We start from the raw sequence: 25611 nt of genomic DNA, 5'->3' as shown, positions 1-25611 counted from the left end.
CCTGCTGCGCCACTCAGACCTTGAAGCCCGACACCGAGCCCTTGAGCTCGACGGCGAGTTCGGCGAGCTGGCCGATCGACACCGCCGTCTGCTTGGTGCCGAGGGTGGTCTGTTCGGTGATGCTGAGGATGTCCTTCATGCTGGCGGCCACGCCCCCGGCGGCAGCGGCCTGCTGCTGGGTGTCGAGCGAGATCTGCTCGATCAGGCGCGCCGTCTCGAGCGAGACCTGGCCGATCTCGGACAGGGCCTGACCGGCGGCGTCCGACAGCTGGGCGCCCTCGACCACGTTGCGGGTGGCGTTTTCCATCGCGCCGACCGCGTCCTGGGTGTCGGTCTGGATGGTCTTGACGATCGCTGCGATCTGCTTGGTGGCCTCGGCCGAGCGTTCGGCCAGGCGCTGCACCTCTTCGGCGACGACGGTGAAGCCACGCCCGGCCTCGCCGGCCGAGGCGGCCTGGATCGCCGCATTGAGCGCAAGGACGTTGGTCTGCTCGGTGATGTCCGAGATCAGCTCGACGATTTCGCCGATCTCCTGCGAGGATTCGCCCAGGCGCTTGATGCGCTTGGCCGTCTCCTGGATCTGGCTGCGGATGTCGTTCATGCCACGGATGGTGTTCTCCACCGCGTCCGCGCCCTTGCGCGCGGCATCGAGCGAGCTGCGCGCGACCCGGGCCGACTGCAGCGCGCGCTCCGAGGACTCGGTCATCGACTGCGCCATGCGCTGCACGCTGTTGCCCGCGTCCTCGATCTCCTGCGACTGGCGCTCGGTGGCCGACAGCAGTTCGGCCGAGGTCTTCTGCGCCGCCTCGGTGGCCGAGGTCACGCGCGTGGCGGCGTCGTTGATGCGGCGCACCAGCACGGCGAGCTCCTCGATGGTGTAGTTCACCGAATCCGCGATCGCGCCGGTGATGTCCTCGGTGACGGTGGCGCGCACGGTGAGGTCGCCGTCGGCGAGATCGCCCATCTCGTTCATCAGGCGCAGGATCGCCTGCTGGGTGAGGTTGCGTTCGCCCTCGGCCTGCTGGCGCTGGCGCTCGGCCTCGAGCCGGCGGGCGGCGACGTCGTTGCCGTAGGCACGCACCATCTGCACCAGCACCAGTACGGCGAGCAGCGCACTGACGGCTGCGAGGCCATGCACCAGGGTGAAGCCGCGCGAGTTGAGGGTCAGCGCCTCGGTGACCGCCGCGCTGCGCGCGAGCAGTGGCACGGAGTCGTCGAAGATCTGGCTGCCGGCCTGCTTGGCCGAGGTCAGGGGCTGGATGTCGCCGAGCAGCTCCACCACGGTCTTCAGCAGCGGCTGCGAGCCCTCGTCGAAGGCGGCGATCTGGCGCCGGAGTTCGGGGTCGGCGGGCATGCGCTGCAACAGTGCGAGGTAGGCGCGCAGGTCGTCGGTGTCCAGGCCGAAGCGCATCGCCACCTCGGTGTCGATGGTGTCGGCGGCCTGCATCGCGCGTACGCCGGCGGCGATGCGCTGCACGAGCGGGACCAGGCTGTGGGCGGCGGCGATCTCGCTCGCCGCGGCGCCGCTGCGCAGGGTGTGGGCCGCGATCTGCTCGCCGAGCAGGGCGAGCTCGGCCGCCCGGCTCTCGAGCGTGGCCGCCGCACTGCCGAGCGCGACCAGGCCCTCGGCCTGTCTCACCAGTTCGCCCGAGTTGCGCTCGGTCTGTCGCCAGGCTTCACCGAGCTGCTGCAGCTGCGGGCGGATCGCGGACGGCGCCGCGGGCAGCCGGGTGCCGCCCACCGTGCCGCCTTCCTCGAGGGCCTGCAGCAGGCCGCTGTAGCGGTTGCGGGCGACGTCGAGTTCGGCGATCGCCGCCGGGTTGCCGCGCAGCGCGAGCTGGGCCGACTTGGCGATCTGCTGCGACAAGGTCTGCAGCTCGCTCGCCGCGCTCACCTGCAGCGTGGCATCCGCGGCCTGGCGACCCTGGTGCACGAGCAGGCCGACGCTGGTGGTGGCGAGGATGGCGAACACGATGCCCAGGCGGCTCAGCCGCGCGGTGAGCGATCCCTCGGCCGCTGCGGCTGCGGGCGCGTTGCGCGGCGTGCCGATGTCGATGATCGTGCTCGACTCGGTGCCGGCGACGTCGGGGGTCGATTCTTTCTTGCTGGCGAACAGTTTCAGGGCCATTGCTTGTACTCGAAGTCCATCGGTGTATGTCGGCGCTCGCGCGGCAGGACTCATTCGAGCCCGGCGTCGAGGAAGTCCGGGTGAGCGAGGAGGCGAGCGACGTCGATCTGCAGCCAGGGGCGCCCCTGCAGGTCGCGCCAGCGGCGGGCAACCCAGGGGCGCGGGTCGGGCACCGGGTCCGCCTCGAAGTCCTCGTGGCTGCGCAGGCCGGTCGAGGCCGAGATCAGCAGCGCGCAGTGGACGCCGTGCCGCACGCCGACCAGCAGCAGGCGGGCCCGTCCAGCGGGAACGATCGGCGCTTGCTGGTTGAACTGCGCGAAGTCGACCACGCCGTAGAGGGTGCCGCGCACATTGGCCAGGCCGCGATACCAGGGGCGGGTCAGCGGCACGGTCGACAGCGGCGGCGAGGGCAGGATCTCGCCGGCCTCGGCGAGTTCGATCAGCCAGTTCTCGCTGCCGCACTGGAAGCCGAGCAGGCCGCGCCGCTCTGCCGTGCGGGCCTCTGCCAGCCGGCGGGCGAGCCGCTCCTGGAATTCGCGCAGGCTGCTGCGGGCCATCGCCGGCCTCAGCCGATCGCCCGGATGCGGGCGATCAGTTCGTCATGGTCGACCGGCTTCACCAGGTAGGCGAAGGCGCCCTGGCGCATGCCCCAGATCTTGTCGGTCTCCTGCCCCTTGCTGGTGCACATGATGATCGGGATGTCGCGCGTGTCGTCGTGGCGCAAGATCGTGCGAGTGGCCTGGTAGCCGTTCATGCCCGGCATCACGACGTCCATCAGGATCAGGTCGGGCTTGTCGGCCTGGCTGCGCGTGATCGCCTCCTCGCCGCTGTCGGCGGTGACAACCAGGTAGCCGTTGCGGGTCAGTACTTCGTGCAGTGCGAGGCGCTCGGTGGGCGAGTCGTCCACCACGAGAATCTTGCGGATCGGCATCGTCTGGGTCCTGCTTGTTGAGCGTTCAGCGCGCGCGGCTGCGCGCGCCATGGCTGGCGACGGCCTTGAGCAGGCTGTCCTTGGTGAAGGGCTTGGTGAGGTACTCGTCGGAACCCACCATGCGACCGCGCGCGCGGTCGAACAGGCCGTCCTTGGACGACAGCATGATCACCGGCGTCGATGACAGGCGAGGGTTCTTCTTGATCAACGCGCAGGTCTGATAGCCGTCCAGGCGCGGCATCATGATGTCGACGAAGATCACGTCGGGGTGGTGGTCGGTGATCTTCGCCAGGGCGTCGAAGCCGTCCTCGGCGAGCAGGACCTCGCAGCCCGCCTGGCCGAGGAAGATCTCGGCGCTGCGGCGGATGGTGTTGCTGTCGTCGATGATCATGACCTTCAACCCGGCAATATCCATGCTCCGTTCCTGCTGCGATAGGGGTGAAAAAAGGGGCGAAAGAGCCGGTCCCGGAAGGCGGCTCAGCGCCACCCCCGGCAGATCAGATCTCCACCATTTCGAAGTCTTCCTTGCGCGCGTGGCACTCGGGACAGGTCCAGTTCGGCGGGACGTCTGCCCAGCGTGTGCCCGGCGCGATGCCTTCCTCGGGCAGGCCGGCGGCTTCATCGTAGATGAAGCCGCAAATCAGGCACATGTAAGTCTTGTAGTCGTTATCGGCCATGGTTCGGCGTGACTTGAGGGTTGGCGGTAGAATTCGCCGCATCTTACCGCATTCACCCAGCCGCCCCTCGTGGCGCATTTCTCGTTCATGCCGATTGCGATTCCCGACAATCCGCCCTGCGTACTGTGCCTGTCGGCGGCCGATGCCACCGGCGGCGGCGGGCTGGCGGCCGACATGCTGACCCTGGCGAGCATGGGCTGCCACCCGCTGCCGGTGCAGACGGCAGCCCTGGTGCGTGACACCCGCGGCATCGACGAGGTGTGGCCGACCGAGCCCGAGTTGCTCGTCACGCAGGCGCGCGCGATCCTCGAGGATGTGCCGGTGGCGGCCTTCAAGCTCGGTTTCTGCGGCAGCGTGGAGAACATCGCCCTCATCGCCGAGATCCTGTCGGACTACCCGGATGCGCCCCTGGTGGTCGAGCCGGCACTGCATGCGGCGGTGCTGCTCGGTGACGCGGGTGAGGAGATCGCCCCCGCGCTGGCTGACCTCATCCTGCCGCAGACCACGCTGCTGGTCGGTGGCTACCATGACCTGTGGGTGCTTGCCGGCATGGCCGACGAGGAGCCGCGGGCAGAGCAGTACGATGAAGAGGCCGCGTTCGACGAGGCCGTTGCGGAGCTGGTCGGCGACGAGGTGCTGGCGCGCCTGCTGGGCAGCGGCACCGAGTTCGTGCTGCTCACCGGCAGCGCGGCACACGGGCCGCAGGTGGTCAATACGCTGTTCGGCCACGAGGGCGTGGTGCGCACCGATGCCTGGCCACGCCTGCCCGGCCCCTTCCTCGGCGCCGGGGCGACCCTGGCGGCCGCGGCGGCCGCGGCTCTTGCGCACGGCATGGAGCTGCCGGAGGCCGTGCGCGAGGCGCAGGAATTCACCCAGCAGAGCCTGCGCCACGCCTATCGCGTGGGCATGGGGCGGGCCTTGCCCGACCGTTTCTTCTGGGCGCGCGGCCGCGCTGGCGACGATGTCTGAGCTGCGGACTGGGCGCGCAGGCCTGCGCGGACTCTACGCCGTGACCCCGGACGAGGCCGACACCGCGCGCCTGCTGGCGCGCACCGAGCGCGTGCTCGCCGGCCACCCCGTGCTGCTGCAGTACCGCAACAAGGGGGCCGACGCCGGCCTGCGCCGCACGCAGGCGCGCGCGCTGCAGGCCTTGTGCCGGCGCGCCGGCGTGCCCTTCATCATCAACGATGACCTCGCGCTGGCGCTCGAACTCGACGCCGACGGCGCCCATCTCGGCCGCGACGATGGTGCGCCCGCCGCCGCCCGCCAGGCCCTGGGGGCGGACCGCATCCTCGGCCTCACCTGCTATGCGGACTGGGCACGCGCTGCCGAGGGGGCAGCGGTGGGCGCCGACTACATCGCCTTCGGCGCGATGTTCCCGTCGCACACCAAGCCGAATGCGCCGCCCGCGCCCTTCGCGCTGATCGGTCGTGCGCGGCGCGAGCTCGGCCTGCCGGTGGCGGCGATCGGCGGCATCACGCTCGACAATGCCGCACAGGTGCTTGCCGCCGGGGCCGACCTGCTGGCGGTGGTCAACGACGTGTTCGGTGCGAACGACCCCGCCGCGCGCGCCGAGGCTTACCGCGGCCTGTTCTGATCCCGCGCGCCGGCGCAGCGACGGTTCTTGACGTGGACGGTGGACCCGGCCCGCATGCGGGCGCCACAATGTCGGCTTTCGCAAGCAGTCCAGGACGAACGCACCATGACCAGTCGTAACGAAACCCTCTTCCAGCGCGCCCAGCAGACCATCCCCGGTGGCGTCAATTCGCCGGTGCGCGCCTTCCGCTCGGTGGGCGGCACGCCCCGCTTCCTCGCGCGCGCCGAAGGCGCCCGCGTGTGGGATGCCGACGGCAAGGACTATATCGACTACGTCGGCTCGTGGGGGCCGGCCATCGCCGGCCACGCCCACCCGGCCATCGTCGAGGCGGTGCGCGAGGCGGCCTTGAAGGGCCTGTCCTTCGGCGCCCCCACCGAGAGCGAGGTCGAGATGGCCGAGCTGATCTGCGAGCTGCTGCCCTCGGTGGAGATGGTGCGCCTGGTCAGCTCGGGCACCGAGGCGACGATGAGCGCGATCCGCCTCGCGCGCGGCTTCACCGGCCGCGACGCGATCGTGAAGTTCGAGGGCTGCTACCACGGCCACGCCGACAGCCTGCTGGTGAAGGCCGGCTCCGGCCTGCTCACCTTCGGCAACCCCTCCTCGGGCGGCGTGCCGGCCGACTTTGCCAAGCACACGATCGTGCTTGACTTCAACGACCTGCAGCAGGTCGAGGACGTGTTCAAGGCCCGCGGCAGCGAGATCGCCGCCATCATCGTCGAGCCGGTGGCCGGCAACATGAATCTGGTGAAGCCGCAGCAAGGCTTCCTCGAGGGCCTGCGCCGCATCTGCACCGACTACGGCGCGGTGCTGATCTTCGACGAGGTGATGACCGGCTTTCGCGTCGGCCCGCAGGGCGTGCAGGGCCTGTACGGGATCACGCCCGACCTCACCACGCTGGGCAAGGTGATCGGCGGCGGCATGCCGGTGGGCGCCTTCGGCGGCCGCCGCGACATCATGGAGAAGATTGCCCCGCTGGGCGCGGTGTACCAGGCCGGAACGCTGTCGGGCAGCCCGGTGGCGGTGGCGGCGGGCATGGTGTCGCTGAAGCTGACGCGCGCGCCCGGCTTCTACGACACCCTGGCGGTGCGCACTCAGCGCCTGGTGTCCGGCCTCTCGGCAGCGGCGCGCGATGCCGGTGTGAGCTTCAGCGCGGACTCGGTGGGCGGCATGTTCGGCGTCTACTTCGCCGACAAGGTGCCGGCATCGTTTGCCGACGTGATGGCCTCTGACAAGGAGCGCTTCAATCGCTTCTTCCACGCCATGCTGGACGCCGGCCACTACTTCGCGCCCTCGGCCTTCGAGGCGGGCTTCGTGTCGGCGGCGCATGGCGAGGCGGAGATCGATGCGACGGTGACAGCCGCGCGCGAGGTGTTCGCGAAGCTGGGTTGAGGGTTCTTGATCAACCCGCCGAGGCTGCGTGGGGCATTCCTTCCGAGGCTGCGGAACTCGCCCTTCGGGCTCGGACAGTCCTCGCCTCTTCACGAATACCCCACACATCCTCGGCTACCGCCTCGGGTATCCAGCGGCAGGAAAACCATTCTTGCTTGGCGGTTTTTGCCTTCCTTTGGACAACTCCTACGCTTCTCGGAGGCGTGCGGGGTGTTCCTGAAGGGGCGAGGACTGTCCGAGCGAAGCGAGTTCCGCAGCCCCGGAGGGAATACCCCGTGCGCGTCCTCGCATCGAGCCGTCGAGCAGAGCCGGTCTTCAAACAGCCTTCAATGATGCCGTTGCCTCGCCCCCACGGACCGGCATGACCGCCTCAAAGCAGGAACAGCGTCGCCAGCCCCAGGAAGATGAAGAAGCCGCCCGAATCGGTAAGCGCAGTGATCAGCACCGAGCTCCCCAGCGCCGGGTCGGCCCCCAGGCGGATGCGGATCATCGGGATCAGCACGCCGGCGCTCGCGGCTAGCAGCAGGTTCAGCGTCATCGCCGCGGTCATCACCACACCCAGCTCGGCGTTGCCATAGAGCCACCACGCCAGCACCCCTAGCAGGCTGCCCCACACCAGGCCGTTGAACAGCGCCACGCCCAGCTCCTTCTTCAGCAGGCGGTTCATTGCCGACTGCTCGACCTGGCCCATCGCGATCGCGCGCACGATCATGGTGATCGTCTGGTTGCCGGAGTTGCCGCCAATGCCGGCGACGATCGGCATCAGCGCGGCGAGCGCCACCAGCTTCTCGATCGAACCCTCGAAGGCGCCGATCACGCGCGAGGCGATGAAGGCCGTGACCAGGTTGATCGCCAGCCAGGCCCAGCGGTTCTTCACCGAGCTCCACACCGAGGCGAAGATGTCCTCCTCCTCGCGCAGACCGGCATGGCTGAGGATCTCGGCCTCGGACTCCTCGCGGATGAAGTCGACCACGTCGGCCACCGTCAAGCGGCCGATCACGCGCTTCTCGCCGTCGACTACCGGCGCCGACACGAGGTCGTAGCGCTCGAAGGCCTGGGCCGCCTCATCGGCCTCGTCCTCGGGGGTGAAGCTGATCACCGTCTCCGCGCGCATCACGTCCGCGACCTCGAGCTCGGGGTCGTTGATGAGCAGGGATTCGAGCGTCAGGATGCCCTTCAGGTGGTCCTCGCGGTCGACCACGAAGAGCTTGTCGGTGTGGTCGGGCAACTCCTCGAAGCGGCGCAGGTAGCGCAGCACGACCTCGAGCGTGACGTCGTCGCGCACCGTCACCATGTCGAAGTCCATCAGCGCGCCGACCGAGTCCTCGGGGTAGGACATGGCCGTGCGCAGCTGCTCGCGGCCCTCGCTGTCGAGCGACTGGAAGACGTCCTGGATGACCTCGGGCGGCAGGTCGGGCGCGAGGTCGGCGAGCTCGTCGGCGTCGAGCGACTCGGCCGCCGCCTTCAGCTCCTCGGGCGCCATGGTCTCGATCAGCGACTCGCGTACCGCGTCCGACACCTCGAGCAGGATCTCGCCGTCGCGCTCGGCCTTGACCAGGTCCCACACATACAGGCGCTCGTCGCGCGGCAGGGCCTCGAGGATGTAGGCGATGTCGGCCGGGTGCAGGCTCTCGAGCTTGGCGCGCAGGCCGGCCTCGTGCTGCTTGTGCACCAGGCTCTCCACCAGCTCGTGGCGCGGCATGTCCTGGCGGTGCACGAGGTCCTCCACCACCTTCTGGCGTGCGAGCAGCTCCTGCACTTCGCGCAGGTGGTGCTGGACGTCGTCGGGATGGAGTTCTTCGAGCTCGGTCATCGCACGGCCTTGTGGAAGGGAAGCGGGGGCGGGCGGGGCGGAAAAACGGAATTCTACGGGCTCGGGCCGGCACAGGCGACCCTGATCGTGTGACAGCGGGTGAATTTCCCGCCGCGCGGCCTCAGGGCACCTGCGAGTGGATCATGCGCCGCTGTACGCGGCTGGCATGGGCCGCCATGCGGGGGCCGAAACGGTGCTCGTAGAGGCGGGGGTTGGGCAGCATGACGGCCAGGCGCGCCGCCTCGGCCGGCCCCAGGCTGGCGGCGGAGCGGCCGTAGTAGTGGCGCGCCGCCGCCTCGGCGCCGAACACGCCGTTGCCCCATTCGGCGACGTTCAGATACACCTCGAGGATGCGGCGCTTGTCCCAGGTGGTCTCGATCATCACCGTGATCACCGCCTCCTGGCCCTTGCGCAGCCAGCTGCGCGAGGGCGACAGGAACAGGTTCTTGGCCAGTTGCTGGCTGATCGTCGAGCCGCCGGCGGCCAGCCGGCCGCGCTCGGCATTGCGCTCGAGCGCGCGCTGGATGCCTTCCCAGTCGAAGCCCTGGTGGTCGAGGAAGCGGTCGTCCTCGGCGGCGACCACCGCGCGCTTGAGGTGGATCGAGATGCGCTCGTAGGCCACCCATTCGTGCTTGAGCTGCGCCATGGGCTCGGCCTTGCGCAGTTCGGCCAGGCGCATGCGCATGAAGCTCGTGCTGCCCGGGTCGAAGCGGCTCCACCAGATGACCTGGGTGAAGATCACCGCCTGCCAGAACAGCAGCAACAGCAGCGCGACGGCAAGGCCGCGGCCGAGCCAGCTCAGTACGCGGCGCATGGCGTCGGCCGGCCCGCCTCAGCCGCCATCGATCTGGCGGCGCAGTTCGGCCAGCACCGCTGCGGTGTCGGGGCGCACGCCGCGCCACAGGGCGAAGCTCTCGGCCGCCTGCTCGACCAGCATGCCCAGCCCGTCGGCGATGCGGGCGGCGCCGTCGGCCCGCGCGGCCGCCATGAAGGGGGTGTCGCCCCGGCCGTACATCATGTCGTAGGCGAGCGCGCCCTCGGCGTACAGGCCGGGTGGCAGCGGCGGCAAGGCGCCGGAAAGGCTGGCGGAGGTGGCGTTGATGACGAGGTCGAAGCGGCGACCGGCGAGGGCGTCGAAACCGCAGGCGTCGAGGCTTGCCGCGCCGGCCTCGGGGGCGAACAGCGCGGCCAGGGCGGCGGCCTTGGCCACGCTGCGGTTGGCGATGGTGAGGGCCGCCGGCTGGCTGGCGAGAAGGGGCAGCAGGGCGCCGCGGCAGGCGCCGCCCGCGCCCAGCAGCAGGATGCGGCAGCCGGCGAGCGCAAAGCCGAGATTGCCCTCTAGGTCACGCACCAGGCCGGCGCCGTCGGTGTTGTCACCGAGAATGGCGTCGGCCTCGAAGGCGAGCGTATTGACCGCGCCGGCCATCTCCGCGCGCGGCGTGCGCCGGGTGGCGAGGGCGAAGGCCTCGAGCTTGAAGGGCACGGTGACGTTCAGGCCGCGGCCGCCTCGGGCGCGGAAGTCGGCGACGGTGCGGGCAAAGCCGTCCACCGGGGCGAGCAGGGCGTCGTAGCGCAGCGCCTGGCCGGTCTGGCGGGCGAAGGCGGCGTGGATCTGCGGCGAGCGGCTGTGAGCGATGGGGTTGCCGACGACGGCGTAGCGGTCCATGGCGGTCCTCAGTTGGCGCGCACCTGGTCGCTGTTGGTGAAGGTCCAGGTGCGGGTGATCTCGATGACGTCGTAGTCCTTGCGGATGTCTGGCGGGAAGGGGGCGTAGGGCGCCGCCATCTTGACGATGCGCAACGCGGCCTCGTCCAGCACCGGGTGGCCGGAGCTGCGCTGCACGCCGACCTTGTCCACCGAGCCGTCGGCGCGGATCGTCACCGACAGCAGCAGGCTGCCGTAAAGCCTGCCGCGCGCGGCCTCGGGGTAATTGACCGTGCCCACGCGTTCGACCTTCAGCCGCCAGTCCTCGACGTACTGCGCAAAGCGGTATTCCTGCGCCCGGGCGCCGATGAACTTCTTGCGCGGGCGCTTGGCGAGGTCCTGCAGGTCGCGGTCGATCTCGGCCTCGAGGCGGGCCACGGCGGCGGCGCTGTCGAGCAGGTCGAGACCGCTGATGGTGGGCGTGGGCTCGGGCGTGGGCACCGGCTGTTCGACCTTCTTCGGCGCGGCGGCGACCTTTGCCGGTGCTTTCTCGCGCGTGATGACCTGCTTCTGCTCGCGTACCGGCTCGGGCGTGCGGCGCTTGGCTTCGACCAGCGCATCGCCGTCCTGGCGGTTGGGCTGCGGCGGCAGCGGCGTGCTCGGCCGCGCGTCCTGTTCGGTGTTGCCGCCGCCGTCCACGTTGGTCTGCGCCAGCACCTCCGGCTTTTCGGGCGCCTGGGCGTGGCGGGTGTTGACGAGCACGACCTCCAGGCCCTTGTCGCGCGTCGGCTTGCTCTCCGGCAGGCGGAACTGGATCAGCAGCAGCAGCCCGTGCAGGCCGATCGACAGCGCAAACGCGGCCAGCAGCAGGGGGCCGCCGAGGCGGCGCAGCCGCTCTCCGAATCGGCTGCCTGGCCGACCCTGCCCGCCGTCGCCAGCGCCAGCCGGCAGCGCGGGCGGGGCGGGGGGCGGGGTGGTGGCCGCGCGCATGGGCTCGTCAGGCGAAGCCGAAGCCGGATTCCGTGATGGTTTCCGGATCGGGTTCGGACAGGGTCTGGACGAAGCGCGCGTCGACCTCGACGTCGAGCAGGTCGGTGCGCTCGACGCACAGCTTGACGCGGCTGCCCGGAATCTGCAGCGGCATCGACGGCACGCGGAACACGAGCGGGATCTCGGCCAGGCGCACGACGTTCTCGCGCAACACGGTGGCCTCGACCTCGCCGCGTCCGTGCTGGCGCAGCCAGCGCAGGCACCAGTAGCGCTCCATGCCGCGCTGGAACTCGGCGTACTCGGCATAGGTGAGCTCGAAGTCGCGCAGCGCTGCCATCAGGTCGGCCGAACGCGGGGCGAAGGCGGGCGCGCTGCCCTGCAGCACCGCAATGATCTGCCATTGATTGACCAGATCGACATAGCGGCGCAGCGGCGAGCTCGACCACGCGTAGCAGTCCACCCCGAGGCCTTCGTGCGGCGCGGCGACCGTGGTCATGCGCACCTTGCCGCCGCCCTGGGCGCGATACAGGCCGGGGATGCCGGCGGCATCGAGCAGTTTGCCCCAGGTCATGTTGGCGTAGATCATCATCTCGGCCACCAGCTTGTCCATCGGCGAGCCGCGCAGCCGCCGGCCGATGCTGACCCGGCCGGGGCCGTCGGCGGTGTCCTGCGTCCAGTCCACGCTGAAGCCGAAGTCGATGCGGTCCTCGTTGCCGGCGGCCTTGCCGCGTCCAGCCTCCATCACGGTGGCGAGGTCCCACAGCAGGGTGAGCTCGCGCTTCCACGGGAAGTCAGGCCCCTCGCCATGCACGGTGTCGTCGTTGAACAGCGGCTCGATGTCGTGGTGGCGCAGGTTGGCGACGATCGGCACCAGCTCGACCCGGCTTTCCTCGCCCACGATCGCCAGCCCCGGGGTGATGTCGAGGTAGAGCGATACCGCCGGGCAGTCACGGCCTGCGGCCAGCGTGAAGCCCTGCACCACCTCGTCGGGCAGCATGGTGATCTTGTTGCCCGGCATATAGACCGTGGACAGCCTGCGGCGGGCGATGGCGTCGAGCCCGGAGCCGCGCGCGAAGCCCAGCGCCGGCGCGGCGATGTGGATGCCGATGCGCCAGCCGCCCTCGACGCGCGGGCTCACCGAGAAGGCGTCGTCGATCTCGGTGGTCGAGGCGTCGTCGATCGAGAAGGCAGCGACCGCGGCCCGCGGCAGGCCGTCCGGCATGGTCGCCGGCTCGAAGGCGGGGAAGGCCGGCCCCTCCGGGAAGTGCTCGAACAGGAAACGGTTGTAGTGGAAGTCGTAGCTGGAGGCGAGCGCGCCGCACTTGAGCAGCAGGCGCGCGGCCGACAGTCCGGTGTCCACGCAGGCGGCTTCCAGGGCCTTGATCTCGGCACGGTTGCGGTCGGGGCGGTAGAGCGCCTGCGGCAGCAGCGCGGCGAGCTCGGCCGGCATGCGGCCGCTGACCAGTTCGCTGCGCATGTGCTCGATCGCGGCGGCCTGCTGGCGCTTCTTCTCGAGGCCGGCAAGCGCGGCCTGCAGGATGTCGGCGGGCGCCTTGCGAAAACGCCCCTTGCCCTTGCGATGGAACCAGATCGGCGAAGCGTGCAGGCGCAGCAGCAGGGCGGCGGATTCGACTGCGGTCGGGCTGTGGCCCTGGTATTCGGCGGCGAAGTCGGCGAAGGCAAACTCCTCGTCGCCGCACACCTCCCACAGGAACTCGATGTCGAGCTCCTCGGCGCCGGCCTCGGCGCGCTTGAGCAGCTCGCCGGGGCCGGGTTCGCGAAACTCGAGCAGCACATGGGCGCGCTTGAGCTTCACCCGCTTGCCGTGGGTGTTCTCGATCTGCAGCGTGGCTTCGTTATCGGCGAGGATCGTGCCGGCCTTGAAGGCTCCGTCCTCTTCATACAGCACGAACATCGGCATCCGCCTGGTGAAAGCAAGCTCGCTAGTTTACTGGATTCGGCGCACTTGCCCCAAAAGCGCGTCACCGCTACCCGGCTTCGATGCGGCGGAAGCCAGGGCCGTTCCGCTCGAGGCATATCCGGATGCTTCAGCGCCGCCCGCGCGCGGCGCGCACGAGGTCGGCCGAATACAGCGCAAGCGCAAGCCAGATGAGGGCGAAGCCGATCAGCTGGGTGGTGTCGAAGGGCTCGCGGAACAGCCACACCGCGACCACGAAGTTGAGGCTGGGCGCGATGTACTGGAGAAAGCCGACGGTGGCCAGGGGCAGGCGGCGGGCGCCGATGGCGAACAGCATCAGCGGCACCGCGGTGAGGATGCCGGTGAGCGCCAGCAGCCAGTCGGTGTGGGCGCCGCTGCCGAAGCTCAGGCTGCCCTGGTGCTGCAGCCACAGCAGCCAGCCGAGGGCGAGCGGGGCGACGAGCAGGGTCTCGATGAAGAGCCCGCTCACCGCCTCGACCGGCGCGCGCTTGCGCAGCAGGCCGTAGAGGCCGAAGGTGCCGGCGAGGAAGAGCGGAATCCACGGCAGGCCGCCGAGCTGCCACACGCGCCACGCCACGCCGGCGCAGGCGATCGCCACCGCCAGGGCCTGCAGCGGGCGCAGGCGCTCGCCCAGGAACAGCGCCCCCAGGGCGACGCTCACCAGCGGATTGATGAAGTAACCCAGGCTGGCCTCGAGCAGGCGACCGGCGTCGATCGCCCAGATGAAGACCAGCCAGTTGCTGCCGGTGAGGAGCGCGGTGAAGCCGAGCAGGCCGACCAGGCGCGGCTGCGCGAGGACGCCGCGCACGCGGGCGAAGCCTCCGGTCGAGGGCAGGACGGCGATCAGGGCGGCGAGAAAGAGCGCCGACCACAGCATGCGGTGGGCGACGATCTCGAAGGGCGGCACGCTGCCGATGGCGCGAAAGTACAGCGGCGCCAGCCCCCAGATGAGGAAGGCGCCGAGGGCGGCGAGCATGCCGTTGCGGGCGGCGGTGTCGGCTGCAGTGCCCGGGGCGGGCCGCGAGGGGGAGGTGTCCGGCAAGGGGGGCTTCCGCGTTGGCGTCACCGCGGGCGGCGGGCGACGGCGACCAGGGTGCGCGCCGGCAGGAGGTAGCCGCCGCGACCATCGTCGCAGCGATGCGGCTCGAGATCTTCGATGACCGCCGCGCGCAGGGCCTGCTGCGTTGCCTCGGGCAGGCGGCCGAGGGCCTCGGCGGCGCCGCCGGCGAGGTCGAGGAAGGCCTGCCAGTAGGCCTCGGCATCGTCGAAGTGGCAGGCGAAGGCGCACGGCCGGATGTCGATGTCGTCGAAGCCGGCGGCGGTGAGGGTGGCTTCGAGCAGCTGCGGCGCGCCGAAGCGGAACACCGACGGCCGTGCGACCTTGGGCGGCGGCAGCAGGCGCGCGATGCAGTCCTGGGCGCGGTGGATCAGGGGCACATGCTCGCGTTCGGCCCAGACCGACAGCGCAAGGCGCCCGCCCGGCACCAGCACGCGGTGCATCTCGGCCAGCGCGCGCGCGGGCTGCGGGAAGATGAACAGCGCCAGGCCGGCGAGCACGCGGTCCATGCTGGCGTCGGCGAGACACAGCTGCTCGGCATCGGCGGCGGCGAAGCAGGGCGTGTCGTCGTGTCCGCCGCAGCGGCGCGCGCCTTCGGCGAGCATGCCTTCGGCGATGTCGGTGGCGAGCACGCTGCCGCCGGGGGCGACGCGCAGGGCGGCCGCGCCCGCAAGCAGGCCGGGGCCGCTGGCGAGGTCGAGCACACGCTGGCCGGGCGCGAGCGAGGCGGCCTCGAGCAGCGCGTTGGCGAGGTCGGCGCGCAGATGGGCGCCGTCGGCATAGCGTGCGGCGATGCGGTTGAAACCGGCGCGCTCCATGGCCTTGAAGCGGCGCGCATCGAAGCCGGCGGTGGTGGCCGCCTGGCCCAGGGTGGCGACGGCCGGCTGCGGGCTGGGGGCGGGCGTGCTCATGACGCCCCGTCCTCGCCGCGGGCGGAGAACGGGCGGGGGTCGCCGAGTCCGGCGAGAGAGGGGGTTTCGCCGAGTCCGGCGAAGGCGATCAGCGCGTCGAGATAGTCGTTCCAGCGCGAGAAGCCGTGATCGCCGCCTTCGAGCACGGTCTGGCGGGCGCCGGCATATTTCGCGACCGCATGACGGTAGTCGAGCACTTCGTCGCCGGTTTCGACCAGCAGCCAGAAGCGTTCGGGATGGGCGATGGTGGGCACCTCGATCGCGCGCAACTCGTCGATGTGCTCGCGAGTGAATTCGAAGCGCTCGCCGGTGTACATGTTGTCCTGCATGCCGACGTAGGCGCCGAGCTCGAGCGGCGCGACCACTGCCGGATTGACCAGCGCGGCGTGCAGCGCGTGGCGTTCGGCGAGCCAGGTGGCGTAGTAGCCGCCGAGCGAGCTGCCCACCAGCGTGGGCGTGAGGCCGGCGGCACGGGCGCGGGCGATCTCGGCTTCGGCCAGCGCGATCGCCGCACGTGGCGACACCGGCAGCTGTTCGCACCAGAAGCGCTCGGCAAGGCCACGCTCGAGCATGCGTGCCCGAAGGGCCTGCGCCTTGATCGACGCCGGGGCGGAGCGGAAGCCGTGCAGATAGATGATCATGTGGTTTCTCCGGTTCAGGGTTCGGACCATTCCACCCAGCCGAAGTACCAGGTTGCGAGCACGAAGAGGCCGAACGCGATGCGGTACCAGGCGAAGACGATGAAGGTGTGGTTGGAGATGAACCGGATGAAGCCCTTCACCGCCCACATGGCGGCGAAGAAGGAGGCGATGAAGCCGACCGCGAACACCGGCAGGTCCTCGAGTCGCAGCAGCGCCCAGTTCTTGTACAGATCGTAGGCCGTGGCGGCGAACATGGTCGGGATCGCCAGGAAGAAGGAGAACTCCGCCGCCGTCTTGCGCGACAGGCCGAAGACCAGGCCGCCCATGATGGTCGCGCCCGAGCGCGAGGTGCCGGGGATCATCGCCAGCGCCTGGGCGAAGCCGACCTTGAGCGCATCGGGCCAGCGCATGTCGTCCACGTCGTGGATGCGCGGGTGATAGGCGCGCTTCTCGACGTAGAGGATGATGAGGCCGCCCACCACCAGCGCGGTCGCCACCGTGATCGGGTTGAACAGCACGCCCTTGATCGTGGAGTGGAACATCAGGCCGAGGATGGCCGCGGGCAGGAAGCCGATGAACAGCAGCCACACGAAGCGCTGCGCGCTGGGCTGGCTGGGCAGGCCGGTGGCGACCCGGATCAGGCGCTCGCGGTAGTCCCAGCACACGGCAAGGATGGCGGCGAGCTGGATGACGATCTTGAACACCTTGCTGGTGTCGTCGTTGTAGCCGAGCAGATCGCCGACGATGATCAGGTGGCCGGTGGAGGACACCGGCAGGAATTCGGTCAGGCCTTCGACGATGCCGAGGACGAGGGCGACGAGGAGGAGGGAGACGTCCATGCGGCAGCCAGGTTGGGTCGGGAAAGCGCGCGATTATAGCGGGCGGGATGTTGCGTTGCGGTGTCGATGCGGCACACTTCAGCCGGAGGTCATGATCTCGAGCCGGGCCAGGAAGTGCATCGCCTGCGCAGCGCTGTCGCCGCACATGTCGATCGCGGGCTGCAGGCTGGCGCACACCGCTGGCCGGCGCGGGTCGCCGAACAGCCGGCAGCGGTTGGCGGCGTCGAGCTGGATGCAGCGCATGCCGGCGGGCTTGCCCGTGGGCATGCCGGGGATGGGTGAGGAGATCGACGGCGCGATGCAGCAGGCGGCGCAGCCCGGGCGGCAGTCCACCGCTCAGCCGCCGGCCTGCAACTCGGACCACCAGCCGAGGATGGCGTCGAGGGCGGGTGGCAGCAGGCTGCATTCGCCACCGGTGAATTGCGCCCAGTCGTCGAGGAAGCGCTCGCCCACGGCGGTCAGCAGCGGCACGCCGGCGAGCACGGCCTCGCCCATCTCGTCCCGCAGGCCGGCGCCAAAGGCCTCCTGGGCGCCGAACTTGTTGATGATGATGAGCTGGGCGCCGCGCGACAGCGCGCCGCGTACCGCCACCGAGCCGCGTGCCAGGGCGTCCGGATCGACGCGGCAGGACACCGAGCCGCTGCCCAGGTCCTGCGACAGCGGAATGCTCTCGCCGGTCTCGAGGTTCTCGAGTTCCATCGCGCAGGGGTCGTCGACCACCGAGGCGATGTCGTGCTGCAATAGGCCGCCGAGCTTCACCCCGCGGGCGGCGAGCGCGCGCGCAGCCTCGGCGAGCAAGGCCTCGATGTTGTCGGTGGGCTTGTAGACGACGGCGGCGATGGCGTGGGCGGACATGGTCGGGCTCGGCTTGCGGCTCGTGCAGGGACGGCGCTCATTGTCGCACCGCGACGCCAACAAGGCGACGATGCGGAGGATAATGCGCGCCCTGACGAAGCTGAAACGGATCCATGAGGGCTGAACACCGGGGCGCACGCCGTCCGTCCGACCTGCCGAATTTCGACGACTGCCTGAGCGCCGATCGGCCGCGCCTGCGCCGCATGGCGCGCGATCTGGCGCGCCCGTCGCGCGCTGCCGGCGCGGGCAAGGCGGACGCCACGCCGGGTGATCTGGGCGCTGGTGAGGACGCCCGCGGGCGAGGACAGGCGCTCGGCGCCGATCGGCGTGCCCGCCTGCAGGCGGATTTCAATGCGCTGCACGCGCGTTCGCTCGCCGCCTTCACCGCCCGCCGGGCCGCGCTGCCGGTGCCGGATTTCCCGCCCGAGCTGCCGGTATCCGCACGCCGCGACGAGATCGCCGCCGCGCTCGCCGCGAACCAGGTGATCATCGTCTGCGGCGAGACCGGCTCGGGCAAGACCACCCAGCTGCCCAAGATCGCGCTGACGCTGGGGCGCGGCGTTGCCGGCCTGATCGGCCACACCCAGCCGCGCCGCCTGGCAGCGCGTGCCACCGCGAGCCGCATCGCGCAGGAACTCAACAGCCCGCTCGGCCAGGTGGTGGGCTACAAGATCCGGTTCACCGACAAGACCAGCGAGCGCAGCCACATCAAGCTGATGACCGACGGCATCCTGCTCGCCGAGACCCAGACCGACCCGCTGCTCGCCGCCTACGACACCCTGATCATCGACGAGGCCCACGAGCGCAGCCTCAACATCGACTTCCTGCTCGGCTACCTGAAGACCCTGCTGCCGCGCCGGCCGGACCTGAAGGTGGTGGTGACCTCGGCGACGCTGGATGCCGAGCGCTTCGCCAGGCATTTTGCCGACGCCGCGGGCAAGCCGGCGCCGGTGATCGAGGTGTCGGGAAGGTTGTATCCGATCGAGATGCGTTACCGGCCAGTGGAGAGCGAGGAGATCGACCCTGCCGCGGCCGCACGAGGCGCCGCCAAGGGGGGCAAGGACGGCGCAAGGGACAAGGGCCGCGACCTGATGGAGGCGCTGGTCGATGCGGTCGACGAGGCCCAGCGCTGCGGCCCCGGCGACGTGCTGGTCTTCCTGCCCGGCGAGCGCGAGATCCGCGAGGCCGCCGAGGCGCTGAGGAAGGCTCACCACCTGCCGGGCACCGAGATCCTGCCGCTGTTCGCGCGCCAGTCGGCGCAGGAGCAGGCACGGGTGTTCTCGCCCTCCAACGGACGCCGCGTGGTGTTGTCGACCAACGTTGCCGAGACCTCGCTGACCGTGCCCGGCATCCGCTACGTGGTCGACACGGGCCTGGCGCGCATCAAGCGCTATTCGCCGCGCAACAAGGTCGAGCAGTTGCAGGTGGAGAAGGTGGCGCAATCGGCCGCGCAGCAGCGTGCCGGGCGCTGCGGGCGGGTGATGGACGGCATCTGCATCCGCCTGTACGACGAGGACGACTTCAAGCGCCGTCAGCCGCACACCGACCCCGAGATCCTGCGCTCCTCGCTCGCCGGCGTGATCTTGCGCATGAAGGCCTTGAGGCTCGGGGCGGTGGAGGATTTCCCCTTCCTCGACGCGCCCGGATCGCGCCTGATCGGCGACGGTTACGCGCTGCTCGCCGAGCTCGGCGCGGTCAGCGATGACGATGAGCGCAAGCTCACGCCGATTGGGCACGAGCTTGCCAAGCTGCCGCTCGACCCGCGGATCGGCCGCATGATCCTCGCTGCGCGCGAGCGCGGCGCACTGGCCGAGCTGCTGGTGATCGCCGCCGCGCTGTCGGTGCAGGACCCGCGCGAGCGCCCGCAGGACAGTCCCGGCGCCGCCGACCAGGCGCACGCGAAGTTCCGCGGCGGCGAGCAGGACCAGAAGTCCGAGTTCCTGTGGTACTGGCACCTGTGGAAGGCCTGGGACGAGGTCCAGCGCCACGAGTCCTCCAGCAAGCAGAAGGCCTGGTGCAAGAAGCATTTCTTGAACTACATGCGCATGCGCGAGTGGCGTGACGTGTTCACCCAGCTGCATTCGCTATGCGCGGAGCACGGCTGGAAGGAAAACGAACAGCCGGCGAACTACGAGGCCATCCACAAGGCGCTGCTCGCCGGCCTGCTCGGCAGCATCGGCTGCAAGGTGGAGGACGCCTCGGGCCCGCAGGCGGGTTCGTATCTGGGCGCGCGCGGCATCAAGTTCTGGCCGCATCCCGGCTCGGCGCTCGCAAAGAAGGCCGGCAAGTGGATCATGGCCGCGGAGCAGGTCGAGACCTCGCGCCTGTTCGGCCGCTGCATCGCGCGCATCGAGCCGGAGTGGGTGGAGGAGGTCGGTAGCCACCTGATCAAGCGCCAGGTTTTCGAGCCGCACTGGTCGAAGTCCTCGGGCGCTGTGCGCGCCTGGGAGCGCGGCACGCTGTACGGTCTGGTGATCTATCCGCGCCGCGGCGTGGCTTATCGCGACATCGACCCGGCGCTGTGCCGCGAGCTCTTCATCCGCGAGGGCCTGGTGCAGGGCGAGATCGCCGAGGGGGCGGCGCGCGCGATGGCTTTCCTCGCCCACAACCAGCGCCTGGTGGCGGAGATCGAGCGCCTGGAGCACAAGTCGCGCCGCCCCGACGTGCTGGTGGACGAGACGCTGATCGAGGCCTTCTACGACAGCAAGATCCCCGTGGGGATCTGCGACCTCGCCGGCCTGGAGGCCTGGCGGAAAAAGGCCGAGAAGACCGAGCCGAAGCTGCTGCATCTGTCGCGCGAGCAGCTGATGCGCCACGAGGCGCAAGGCGTGACCACCGACCGCTTCCCGCCGGCGATGGAGGTGCTCGGGCAGAAATTGAAGCTCGCCTACCTGCACCAGCCGGGCGAGGCCGACGACGGCGTGACGCTGGCCGTGCCCCTGGCCATGCTCAACCAGATCCCGGCCAACCGCTGCGAGTGGCTGGTGCCCGGCCTGCTGGAGGAGAAGGTCGCGGCGCTGATGAAGACCGTGCCGCAGAAGCATCGCCATCGCCTGCAACCGGTGGCCGAGAGCGCGGCGGCCTTCATGGCGGCGTTCGAGGCCGGCGAGTTCGACATCGACGAGCCGCTATTGAAGATGCTGCAGCGCTTCGTCGAGGAGCGCGTGCAGTTGAAGCTGCCGCTGGAGAGCTTCCGCCCGGAAAACCTGAAACCGCATTGCTTCATGAACTTCCGTGTGATCGACGAGCATGGCCGGGTGATGGGGCAGTCACGCGACTTGATGGAGTTGCGTGCGCGCTTTCGCGAGCAGGTGGCGGCGCGCTTCTCGGCGGCGAAGATCGGCGGCGCGCTCGCGGGCGCGCTGTCGGCGGCGGGGATGGGGGAAGCTGTGGGCGCGGGCAGGAAGCGGCGTGCCGACGGCGCGACTGCGGGCGCTGCCGTCAGTGCGTCGCCTGGCGGGCCGACAGCCAGCGCCCAGCACGCGGCCACCGCTGCGGCTGGAGAGGGTGGCACACCCGCACCGACGCTCGCCGGTTTCACAAGCTGGTCCTTTGGTGCGCTGCCCGAGCTGCTGGAGATTCGCGTTGCCGGCCGCGAGGTGATCGGTTTCCCGGCGCTGCACGACGATGGCGACAGTGTCTCGCTGCGCCCCTACGACACGCCGGAGGAGGCGGCGCGCGTGCATCGGCGCGGCCTCACGCGCCTGTTCGCGCTCAATCTGAAGGATCAGGTGCGTGCGATCGAGCGTCTGCCGGGCCTGCGCGAACTCGCACTGCAGTACATGAGCTTCGGCACCGAGGCCGAGTTGAAGGCGCGCCTGGTCGCAGCGACGCTGAGCCGATGCTGCCTGCTCGAGCCGCTGCCGGCAGAGGCCGACGCCTTCGCCAGCCGTTGCGCCGAGGCCAAGGCGCGGGTGAGCCTGGTCGCGCAGGAGTTCATGCGGCTGACCACGTCCCTGCTTGGGGAGCATGCGGCATTGCAAAAACGGCTGTCGGGCCTGAAGGCCTTCCCCGACGCGGTCGCCGACATCCAGTCGCAACTCGGCGCGCTGCTGCCCAATGACTTCCTGATCGCCTTTCCGTGGGAGCGCCTTGCGCACTTTCCCCGTTACCTGAAGGGCGCCTCGATACGGCTGGACAAACTTCGCAACAACCCCGCGCGCGATGCGCAATTGACCAGCGAGTGGAAAGCGCTCGCTCAGGCGTGGGAGCGCGAGCGCCTCGCCCGTCGGCGGGCGGGCGTGGAGGACCCCGCGCTGGAGGAGTTCCGCTGGTTGCTGGAAGAGTTGCGCGTCGGCCTCTTCGCGCAGGAGCTGAAGACGCCGATGCCGGTCTCGGTCAAGCGCTTGCAGAAGATCTGGCAAAGCCGACCGCACTAGAAGGAAACGCGCGGGAGGCGTGGAAGGTGGGGCTGGCCCGGCCTGCGCGCATCGCCGGGCGGCTCGATGGCGATGCGCGGGCGGGCTGGGGCCTTTCGTCTCGTCAGCGCAGCGGAATGACGATCGGCGGGATGTCGACACCGATCACCACCGCCGGTGAGCGGCTGTAGCTGTACGGGCGGTAGGCGGGCTCGTAATAGTGCTTGTGCACCACCGTCTCGCGGTAGTGGCGCGGACGTTCGTGGACGATCACGCGCTCGTGCACCACGCGGCGATCGTCCCAGCCGCGATGGCCGCGCTTGTGCGAATGCTTTTCCTTGTACTTGTAGCTGTGCGAGTACTTGTGCTTGTCCCAGCCGCGGTGGCCGCGGTCGCCGTGCGCCTCGGCAGCACTGGGGCCGAGAAGCAGGCCGCCACACAGCACGGCGGTGAGCAGGGTCTGGGTCAGAGTCGCTTTCATGGTCTGCCTCGTTTGCGTTGTTTGTGTTGCAGGGCAGCGCCCCGATGACCGAATGGTAGGCGTGGCGCGGCTTTCGTGGGGTCCGTGAATGTAAGCAGGATTTTGTAAGCGACGCCTTGCTTGACGCGCGCAAAAGGTACTGCTTTGATCTTGCGCAGTTTCTTGTTATAGTCTTCGGCTTCCCTTGCTCCACCGGATTCGCATGCCGGGGGGCTGCTTCACTCAACCGCAAGGAGTCTGCATGCGACACTACGAAATCGTATTCATCGTCCACCCGGACCAGTCGGAACAGGTCCCGGCGATGGTCGAGCGCTACAAGACCATCGTGACCAGCCGCAACGGTCAGATCCATCGTCTGGAAGACTGGGGCCGCCGCCAGATGGCCTACCCGATCCAGAAGGTGCACAAGGCCCACTACGTGCTGATGAACATCGAGTGCGACGGCGAGACGCTGGCCGAACTCGAGCACGCGTTCAAGTTCAACGACGCCGTGCTGCGCCACCTCACCATCAAGATGAAGAAGGCGGTCACCACGCCTTCGCCGATGATGAAGGAAGAGAAGTCGCGCTCGCTGAGCACCGGGTCCGACGAAGCCAAGCCGGCCGACAGCGAAGCCGCTGCCGCCTGAGTTGCCTGAGCCGGGTCTGAACGAACTGCGCCTCGATGCGCGCGTGGCCGAAGTGCTGCCGCTGCGTCGAACGCCTGCCGGTGTGCCAGTTGTGAGTTGCATCCTGGCGCACGAATCGAAAAAAGTCGAAGCGGGTTTGAGCCGCGACGTTTCGGTGGAAGTGCAGGCGGTGGCGCTGGGCGATCTGGCGGCGGTGCTGGCTGCGGCGGTTCCGGGCAGTGCGCTGCGCGCCACCGGATTTCTCGCCGCGAAGAGCCTGCGCAGTCGAACCCCGGTTCTGCATCTGAACACAATCGAATTTCTCGAAGGAAACTGAAAATGGCCTTCAAGCCCAAATCCAAGTTCAAGAAGAAGGACGACCGTGGTGGTCGTGGTCTGTTCAAGCGTCGCAAGTTCTGCCGCTTCACCGCGGAGAAGATCGAGGAAGTTGACTACAAGGATGTGGATATCCTGAAGGACTTCATCACCGAAAACGCCAAGATCATGCCGGCGCGCATCACCGGTACCAAGGCGGGTTACCAGCGTCAGCTCTCGGTCGCGGTCAAGCGTGCCCGCTTCCTGGCCCTGATGCCCTACACCGACCTGCACCAGTAAGAGGAGAACGAACACATGCAGATCATTCTTCTCGAGAAGGTCGTGAATCTCGGCGGCCTCGGCGACGTGGTCAAGGTCAAGGACGGCTACGCCCGCAACTTCCTGATCCCGCAAGGCAAGGCCAAGCGCGCCACCCAGGCCAACCTGGCCGAGTTCGACGCCCGTCGCGCCGAGCTCGAGCGCGTGCAGGCCGAGAAGCTCGCCGCTGCGCAGGAACTTGCTGCGAAGCTGGAAGGTGTCAGCGTCCAGGTCGCCCGCAAGGCCGGCATGGATGGCCGCCTGTTCGGCTCGGTCGGTAACGCCGACATCGCCGAAGGCCTGGTTGCCCAGGGCTTCGACATCGATCGCTCCGCGATCCGCATGCCGGACGGCCCGCTGAAGCAGGTTGGTGACACGCAGCTCGAAGTCTCGCTGCACGCTGACGTGCTGGCCACCATCACCGTCTCGGTGGTTGGCGAACAGTAAGTCCGCTGCATCCTCCAGCAAAAAGGGCTGCCTCGTGCAGCCCTTTTTGTTGCCCGCTTGCGCCCCGGAAGTGCTGCTGCCCTGCTGCGCGCCGCGGCGCGCACATGCGACCGCTACAATGGCGGCTCCGCTCCGGATGGTGTCCCGATGAGTTCCGATTCTTCCCGTTTCCCCGATTACTCCAGCGACCCGCAGATTGCCGGCATCAAGCTGCCGCCGCATTCGCTGGAGGCCGAGCAGTCCCTGATCGGCGGCATCTTGCTGGACAACCAGGCCTGGGAGCGCGTGGCAGACCTCGCGACCGAGGCCGATTTCTATCGCGACGATCATCGGCGCATCTACCGGCACATCACCCGACTCATCGACCAGGGGCGACCCGCAGACGTGGTGACGGTGTTCGAGTCGCTCGAAAAGAACGGCGAGGCCGAGCAGGCGGGCGGGCTCGCCTATCTGGCCGAGATCGCCAACAACACGCCCTCCGCAGCCAACATCCGGCGCTACGCCGAGATCGTTCGCGAGCGTGCGATCCTGCGCAAGCTGGTGGCCGTCGGCGACGAGATCGCCGCGAGTGCGCTCAGTCCCTCGGGCAAGGATGCGAAAGCGCTGCTCGATGAGGCAGAGGCCAAGGTGTTCGAGATCGCGGAGGCTGGGGCGCGGCATTCGAGTGGTTTCGTCTCGATCCAGCCCATCCTCAAGCAGGTGGTCGATCGCGTGCAGGAGTTGTACGACAGGGATAATCCGTCCGAGGTGACAGGCGTGCCGACGGGCTTGGTCGATCTCGATGAGAAGACCTCGGGTCTGCAGCCCTCGGACATGATCATCGTCGCCGGTCGACCGGCGATGGGCAAGACGACCTTCGCCCTCAACCTTGCCGAACATATCGCGATCGAGCAGCGCCTGCCGGTGGCGATCTTCTCGATGGAAATGCCGGGGACCCAGCTCGCGACGCGCTTCATCTCCTCGGTCGGGCGCATCGACATGCAGAAGATCCGCAGCGGTCGCCTGACCGACGATGACTGGCAGCGTCTGACGATGGCGATGGGAAAGCTCTACGATGCCCCGCTCTTCATCGACGAGACGCCAGGCCTCAATCCGATCGATCTGCGCGCGCGCGTGCGCAGGCTCGCACGCCAATGCGGCAAGCTGGGGCTGGTCGTGATCGACTACCTGCAACTGATGAGCGGCACCCGCGAGGGAGACAACCGCGCCTCCGAGTTGTCGGAGATTTCGCGCTCGGTGAAGTCGCTGGCCAAGGAGCTGCATGTCCCGATCATCGCCCTGTCGCAGCTCAACCGGAGTCTCGAGCAGCGCCCCAACAAGCGCCCGGTCATGTCCGATCTACGTGAGTCGGGCGCCATCGAGCAGGACGCGGACATCATCATGTTCATCTATCGCGACGAGGTCTACAACCCGGACTCGCCCGACAAGGGGACTGCGGAGTTGATCATCGGCAAGCACCGTAACGGTCCGACCGGCACGGTCCGCCTCACCTTCATCGGCGAGAACACCCGTTTCGAGAATTACGCCGCGGCGCCGGGCATGTACTGAGGGGCCGGGCGTGTCCTTCGGTGTCCGCCTGGCCCGCGGCCTGCTGCTGGGTTTTTCATGTTTTATCCGCTCATAGATTTTTCGATTCTTCCTGGGTGTTGACGTTGTTTGTTGGGGGTCTATAAT

At 69.1% G+C, this 25611-nt stretch carries 26 protein-coding genes; 9 read left to right on the top strand and 17 right to left on the bottom strand.

From position 1 onward, the window contains the following. Positions 1-13: 13 nt before the first annotated feature. The 5 genes from PLC66_RS07230 to PLC66_RS07210 all read right to left on the bottom strand — a co-directional run bounded on the left by PLC66_RS07230 (position 14) and on the right by PLC66_RS07210 (position 3709). Complete coding sequence (locus PLC66_RS07230; protein WP_324538854.1) at positions 14-2128, bottom strand: methyl-accepting chemotaxis protein; 2115 nt, start codon at positions 2126-2128, stop codon at positions 14-16. A 50-nt stretch (positions 2129-2178) separates the two neighbouring features. Continuing rightward, positions 2179-2685 carry a chemotaxis protein CheW gene (locus PLC66_RS07225; protein WP_324538852.1) on the bottom strand — a complete coding sequence of 169 codons (507 nt, stop codon included), beginning with the start codon at positions 2683-2685 and terminating at the stop codon, positions 2179-2181. A gap of 8 nt (positions 2686-2693) precedes the next feature. After that, positions 2694-3059 (bottom strand): response regulator, encoded by a 366-nt coding sequence (locus PLC66_RS07220; RefSeq protein ID WP_324538850.1) that lies wholly within the window; start codon positions 3057-3059, stop codon positions 2694-2696. Between the two features lie 25 nt (positions 3060-3084). Further along, positions 3085-3474: a response regulator gene (locus PLC66_RS07215; protein WP_324538848.1), complete on the bottom strand. Its 390-nt coding sequence runs from the start codon at positions 3472-3474 to the stop codon at positions 3085-3087. A gap of 82 nt (positions 3475-3556) precedes the next feature. Continuing rightward, entirely contained in the window at positions 3557-3709 is a 153-nt protein-coding gene (locus tag PLC66_RS07210) for a rubredoxin (protein WP_349769703.1), read from the bottom strand. Between the two features lie 114 nt (positions 3710-3823). Between PLC66_RS07210 and thiD the strand changes: the two genes are divergently transcribed. From thiD to hemL, 3 genes are all read left to right on the top strand, one after another. Continuing rightward, positions 3824-4705, top strand: a complete 882-nt coding sequence (gene thiD / locus PLC66_RS07205) for a bifunctional hydroxymethylpyrimidine kinase/phosphomethylpyrimidine kinase (protein WP_324538845.1) — start codon at positions 3824-3826, stop codon at positions 4703-4705. Further along, the gene (gene thiE / locus PLC66_RS07200) at positions 4698-5333 is read left to right on the top strand and encodes a thiamine phosphate synthase (protein WP_324538843.1); all 636 of its coding nucleotides are present in this window, start codon (positions 4698-4700) and stop codon (positions 5331-5333) included. Before thiD ends, thiE begins: the two co-directional genes overlap by 8 nt. A gap of 105 nt (positions 5334-5438) precedes the next feature. Then, positions 5439-6722, top strand: coding sequence for a glutamate-1-semialdehyde 2,1-aminomutase (gene hemL, locus PLC66_RS07195; protein WP_324538841.1), 1284 nt, complete (start codon positions 5439-5441; stop codon positions 6720-6722). Between the two features lie 370 nt (positions 6723-7092). Here the strand turns inward: hemL and mgtE are convergent, their stop codons facing one another. The 11 genes from mgtE to PLC66_RS07140 form a co-directional block, all read right to left on the bottom strand. Then, entirely contained in the window at positions 7093-8535 is a 1443-nt protein-coding gene (gene mgtE, locus PLC66_RS07190; RefSeq protein ID WP_324538840.1) for a magnesium transporter, read from the bottom strand. A 121-nt stretch (positions 8536-8656) separates the two neighbouring features. Continuing rightward, a complete protein-coding gene (gene mtgA / locus PLC66_RS07185; RefSeq protein ID WP_324538839.1) occupies positions 8657-9349 on the bottom strand; it encodes a monofunctional biosynthetic peptidoglycan transglycosylase in 693 nt (230 codons plus the stop codon). An 18-nt stretch (positions 9350-9367) separates the two neighbouring features. Next, a complete protein-coding gene (gene aroE, locus PLC66_RS07180; protein ID WP_324538838.1) occupies positions 9368-10201 on the bottom strand; it encodes a shikimate dehydrogenase in 834 nt (277 codons plus the stop codon). Positions 10202-10209: 8 nt separating this feature from the next. Beyond that, positions 10210-11169 (bottom strand): energy transducer TonB, encoded by a 960-nt coding sequence (locus PLC66_RS07175; RefSeq protein WP_324538836.1) that lies wholly within the window; start codon positions 11167-11169, stop codon positions 10210-10212. A gap of 7 nt (positions 11170-11176) precedes the next feature. Then, complete coding sequence (locus PLC66_RS07170) at positions 11177-13084, bottom strand: ribonuclease catalytic domain-containing protein (RefSeq protein WP_324538834.1); 1908 nt, start codon at positions 13082-13084, stop codon at positions 11177-11179. Between the two features lie 133 nt (positions 13085-13217). Continuing rightward, positions 13218-14084, bottom strand: a complete 867-nt coding sequence (gene rarD / locus PLC66_RS07165; RefSeq protein ID WP_324538986.1) for an EamA family transporter RarD — start codon at positions 14082-14084, stop codon at positions 13218-13220. Between the two features lie 86 nt (positions 14085-14170). Further along, positions 14171-14983, bottom strand: a complete 813-nt coding sequence (locus PLC66_RS07160) for a methyltransferase domain-containing protein (protein WP_324538984.1) — start codon at positions 14981-14983, stop codon at positions 14171-14173. 89 nt (positions 14984-15072) lie between these two features. After that, on the bottom strand, positions 15073-15717 hold the full coding sequence (locus tag PLC66_RS07155) for a YqiA/YcfP family alpha/beta fold hydrolase (RefSeq protein ID WP_324538832.1): 645 nt from the start codon (positions 15715-15717) through the stop codon (positions 15073-15075). 14 nt (positions 15718-15731) lie between these two features. After that, entirely contained in the window at positions 15732-16556 is an 825-nt protein-coding gene (locus PLC66_RS07150) for an undecaprenyl-diphosphate phosphatase (protein WP_324538830.1), read from the bottom strand. A 78-nt stretch (positions 16557-16634) separates the two neighbouring features. After that, positions 16635-16889 carry a YkgJ family cysteine cluster protein gene (locus PLC66_RS07145; protein ID WP_324538828.1) on the bottom strand — a complete coding sequence of 85 codons (255 nt, stop codon included), beginning with the start codon at positions 16887-16889 and terminating at the stop codon, positions 16635-16637. Between the two features lie 3 nt (positions 16890-16892). Continuing rightward, positions 16893-17411, bottom strand: a complete 519-nt coding sequence (locus PLC66_RS07140) for a DUF2478 domain-containing protein (protein ID WP_324538826.1) — start codon at positions 17409-17411, stop codon at positions 16893-16895. 113 nt (positions 17412-17524) lie between these two features. On the opposite strand from PLC66_RS07140, the gene hrpA reads away from it, so the two are divergent. Continuing rightward, positions 17525-21790 carry an ATP-dependent RNA helicase HrpA gene (gene hrpA / locus PLC66_RS07135; protein ID WP_324538825.1) on the top strand — a complete coding sequence of 1422 codons (4266 nt, stop codon included), beginning with the start codon at positions 17525-17527 and terminating at the stop codon, positions 21788-21790. 103 nt (positions 21791-21893) lie between these two features. On the opposite strand, the gene PLC66_RS07130 is transcribed toward hrpA, so the two are convergent. Beyond that, positions 21894-22250, bottom strand: a complete 357-nt coding sequence (locus PLC66_RS07130; RefSeq protein WP_324538823.1) for a hypothetical protein — start codon at positions 22248-22250, stop codon at positions 21894-21896. Between the two features lie 241 nt (positions 22251-22491). On the opposite strand from PLC66_RS07130, the gene rpsF reads away from it, so the two are divergent. The 5 genes from rpsF to dnaB all read left to right on the top strand — a co-directional run bounded on the left by rpsF (position 22492) and on the right by dnaB (position 25485). Then, positions 22492-22878, top strand: a complete 387-nt coding sequence (rpsF, locus tag PLC66_RS07125) for a 30S ribosomal protein S6 (protein ID WP_324538821.1) — start codon at positions 22492-22494, stop codon at positions 22876-22878. Positions 22879-22921: 43 nt separating this feature from the next. Then, positions 22922-23194, top strand: a complete 273-nt coding sequence (priB, locus tag PLC66_RS07120; RefSeq protein ID WP_324538819.1) for a primosomal replication protein N — start codon at positions 22922-22924, stop codon at positions 23192-23194. 2 nt (positions 23195-23196) lie between these two features. Beyond that, positions 23197-23472, top strand: a complete 276-nt coding sequence (gene rpsR, locus PLC66_RS07115) for a 30S ribosomal protein S18 (protein ID WP_002933051.1) — start codon at positions 23197-23199, stop codon at positions 23470-23472. 15 nt (positions 23473-23487) lie between these two features. Further along, complete coding sequence (rplI, locus tag PLC66_RS07110) at positions 23488-23937, top strand: 50S ribosomal protein L9 (protein ID WP_324538817.1); 450 nt, start codon at positions 23488-23490, stop codon at positions 23935-23937. A gap of 147 nt (positions 23938-24084) precedes the next feature. After that, positions 24085-25485 (top strand): replicative DNA helicase, encoded by a 1401-nt coding sequence (gene dnaB / locus PLC66_RS07105; RefSeq protein WP_324538815.1) that lies wholly within the window; start codon positions 24085-24087, stop codon positions 25483-25485. Positions 25486-25611: the final 126 nt, after the last annotated feature.

Origin of the sequence: Thauera sp., from assembly GCF_035444905.1 — a bacterium.
Lineage (GTDB): Bacteria > Pseudomonadota > Gammaproteobacteria > Burkholderiales > Rhodocyclaceae > Thauera.
This window is presented reverse-complemented; position numbering and strand designations above follow the sequence as displayed.

Excerpts from the sequence above, each read along its gene's own strand:
- PLC66_RS07230 (WP_324538854.1), bottom strand. The coding sequence starts at position 2,128 with ATGGCCCTGAAACTGTTCGCCAGCAAGAAAGAATCGACCCCCGACGTC.
- PLC66_RS07225 (WP_324538852.1), bottom strand. The coding sequence starts at position 2,685 with ATGGCCCGCAGCAGCCTGCGCGAATTCCAGGAGCGGCTCGCCCGCCGG.
- PLC66_RS07220 (WP_324538850.1), bottom strand. The coding sequence starts at position 3,059 with ATGCCGATCCGCAAGATTCTCGTGGTGGACGACTCGCCCACCGAGCGC.
- PLC66_RS07215 (WP_324538848.1), bottom strand. The coding sequence starts at position 3,474 with ATGGATATTGCCGGGTTGAAGGTCATGATCATCGACGACAGCAACACC.
- PLC66_RS07210 (WP_349769703.1), bottom strand. The coding sequence starts at position 3,709 with ATGTGCCTGATTTGCGGCTTCATCTACGATGAAGCCGCCGGCCTGCCC.
- thiD (WP_324538845.1), top strand. The coding sequence starts at position 3,824 with ATGCCGATTGCGATTCCCGACAATCCGCCCTGCGTACTGTGCCTGTCG.
- thiE (WP_324538843.1), top strand. The coding sequence starts at position 4,698 with ATGTCTGAGCTGCGGACTGGGCGCGCAGGCCTGCGCGGACTCTACGCC.
- hemL (WP_324538841.1), top strand. The coding sequence starts at position 5,439 with ATGACCAGTCGTAACGAAACCCTCTTCCAGCGCGCCCAGCAGACCATC.
- mgtE (WP_324538840.1), bottom strand. The coding sequence starts at position 8,535 with ATGACCGAGCTCGAAGAACTCCATCCCGACGACGTCCAGCACCACCTG.
- mtgA (WP_324538839.1), bottom strand. The coding sequence starts at position 9,349 with ATGCGCCGCGTACTGAGCTGGCTCGGCCGCGGCCTTGCCGTCGCGCTG.
- aroE (WP_324538838.1), bottom strand. The coding sequence starts at position 10,201 with ATGGACCGCTACGCCGTCGTCGGCAACCCCATCGCTCACAGCCGCTCG.
- PLC66_RS07175 (WP_324538836.1), bottom strand. The coding sequence starts at position 11,169 with ATGCGCGCGGCCACCACCCCGCCCCCCGCCCCGCCCGCGCTGCCGGCT.
- PLC66_RS07170 (WP_324538834.1), bottom strand. The coding sequence starts at position 13,084 with ATGTTCGTGCTGTATGAAGAGGACGGAGCCTTCAAGGCCGGCACGATC.
- rarD (WP_324538986.1), bottom strand. The coding sequence starts at position 14,084 with ATGCTCGCCGCCCTCGGCGCCTTCCTCATCTGGGGGCTGGCGCCGCTG.
- PLC66_RS07160 (WP_324538984.1), bottom strand. The coding sequence starts at position 14,983 with ATGGAGCGCGCCGGTTTCAACCGCATCGCCGCACGCTATGCCGACGGC.
- PLC66_RS07155 (WP_324538832.1), bottom strand. The coding sequence starts at position 15,717 with ATGATCATCTATCTGCACGGCTTCCGCTCCGCCCCGGCGTCGATCAAG.
- PLC66_RS07150 (WP_324538830.1), bottom strand. The coding sequence starts at position 16,556 with ATGGACGTCTCCCTCCTCCTCGTCGCCCTCGTCCTCGGCATCGTCGAA.
- PLC66_RS07140 (WP_324538826.1), bottom strand. The coding sequence starts at position 17,411 with ATGTCCGCCCACGCCATCGCCGCCGTCGTCTACAAGCCCACCGACAAC.
- hrpA (WP_324538825.1), top strand. The coding sequence starts at position 17,525 with ATGAGGGCTGAACACCGGGGCGCACGCCGTCCGTCCGACCTGCCGAAT.
- PLC66_RS07130 (WP_324538823.1), bottom strand. The coding sequence starts at position 22,250 with ATGAAAGCGACTCTGACCCAGACCCTGCTCACCGCCGTGCTGTGTGGC.
- rpsF (WP_324538821.1), top strand. The coding sequence starts at position 22,492 with ATGCGACACTACGAAATCGTATTCATCGTCCACCCGGACCAGTCGGAA.
- rpsR (WP_002933051.1), top strand. The coding sequence starts at position 23,197 with ATGGCCTTCAAGCCCAAATCCAAGTTCAAGAAGAAGGACGACCGTGGT.
- rplI (WP_324538817.1), top strand. The coding sequence starts at position 23,488 with ATGCAGATCATTCTTCTCGAGAAGGTCGTGAATCTCGGCGGCCTCGGC.
- dnaB (WP_324538815.1), top strand. The coding sequence starts at position 24,085 with ATGAGTTCCGATTCTTCCCGTTTCCCCGATTACTCCAGCGACCCGCAG.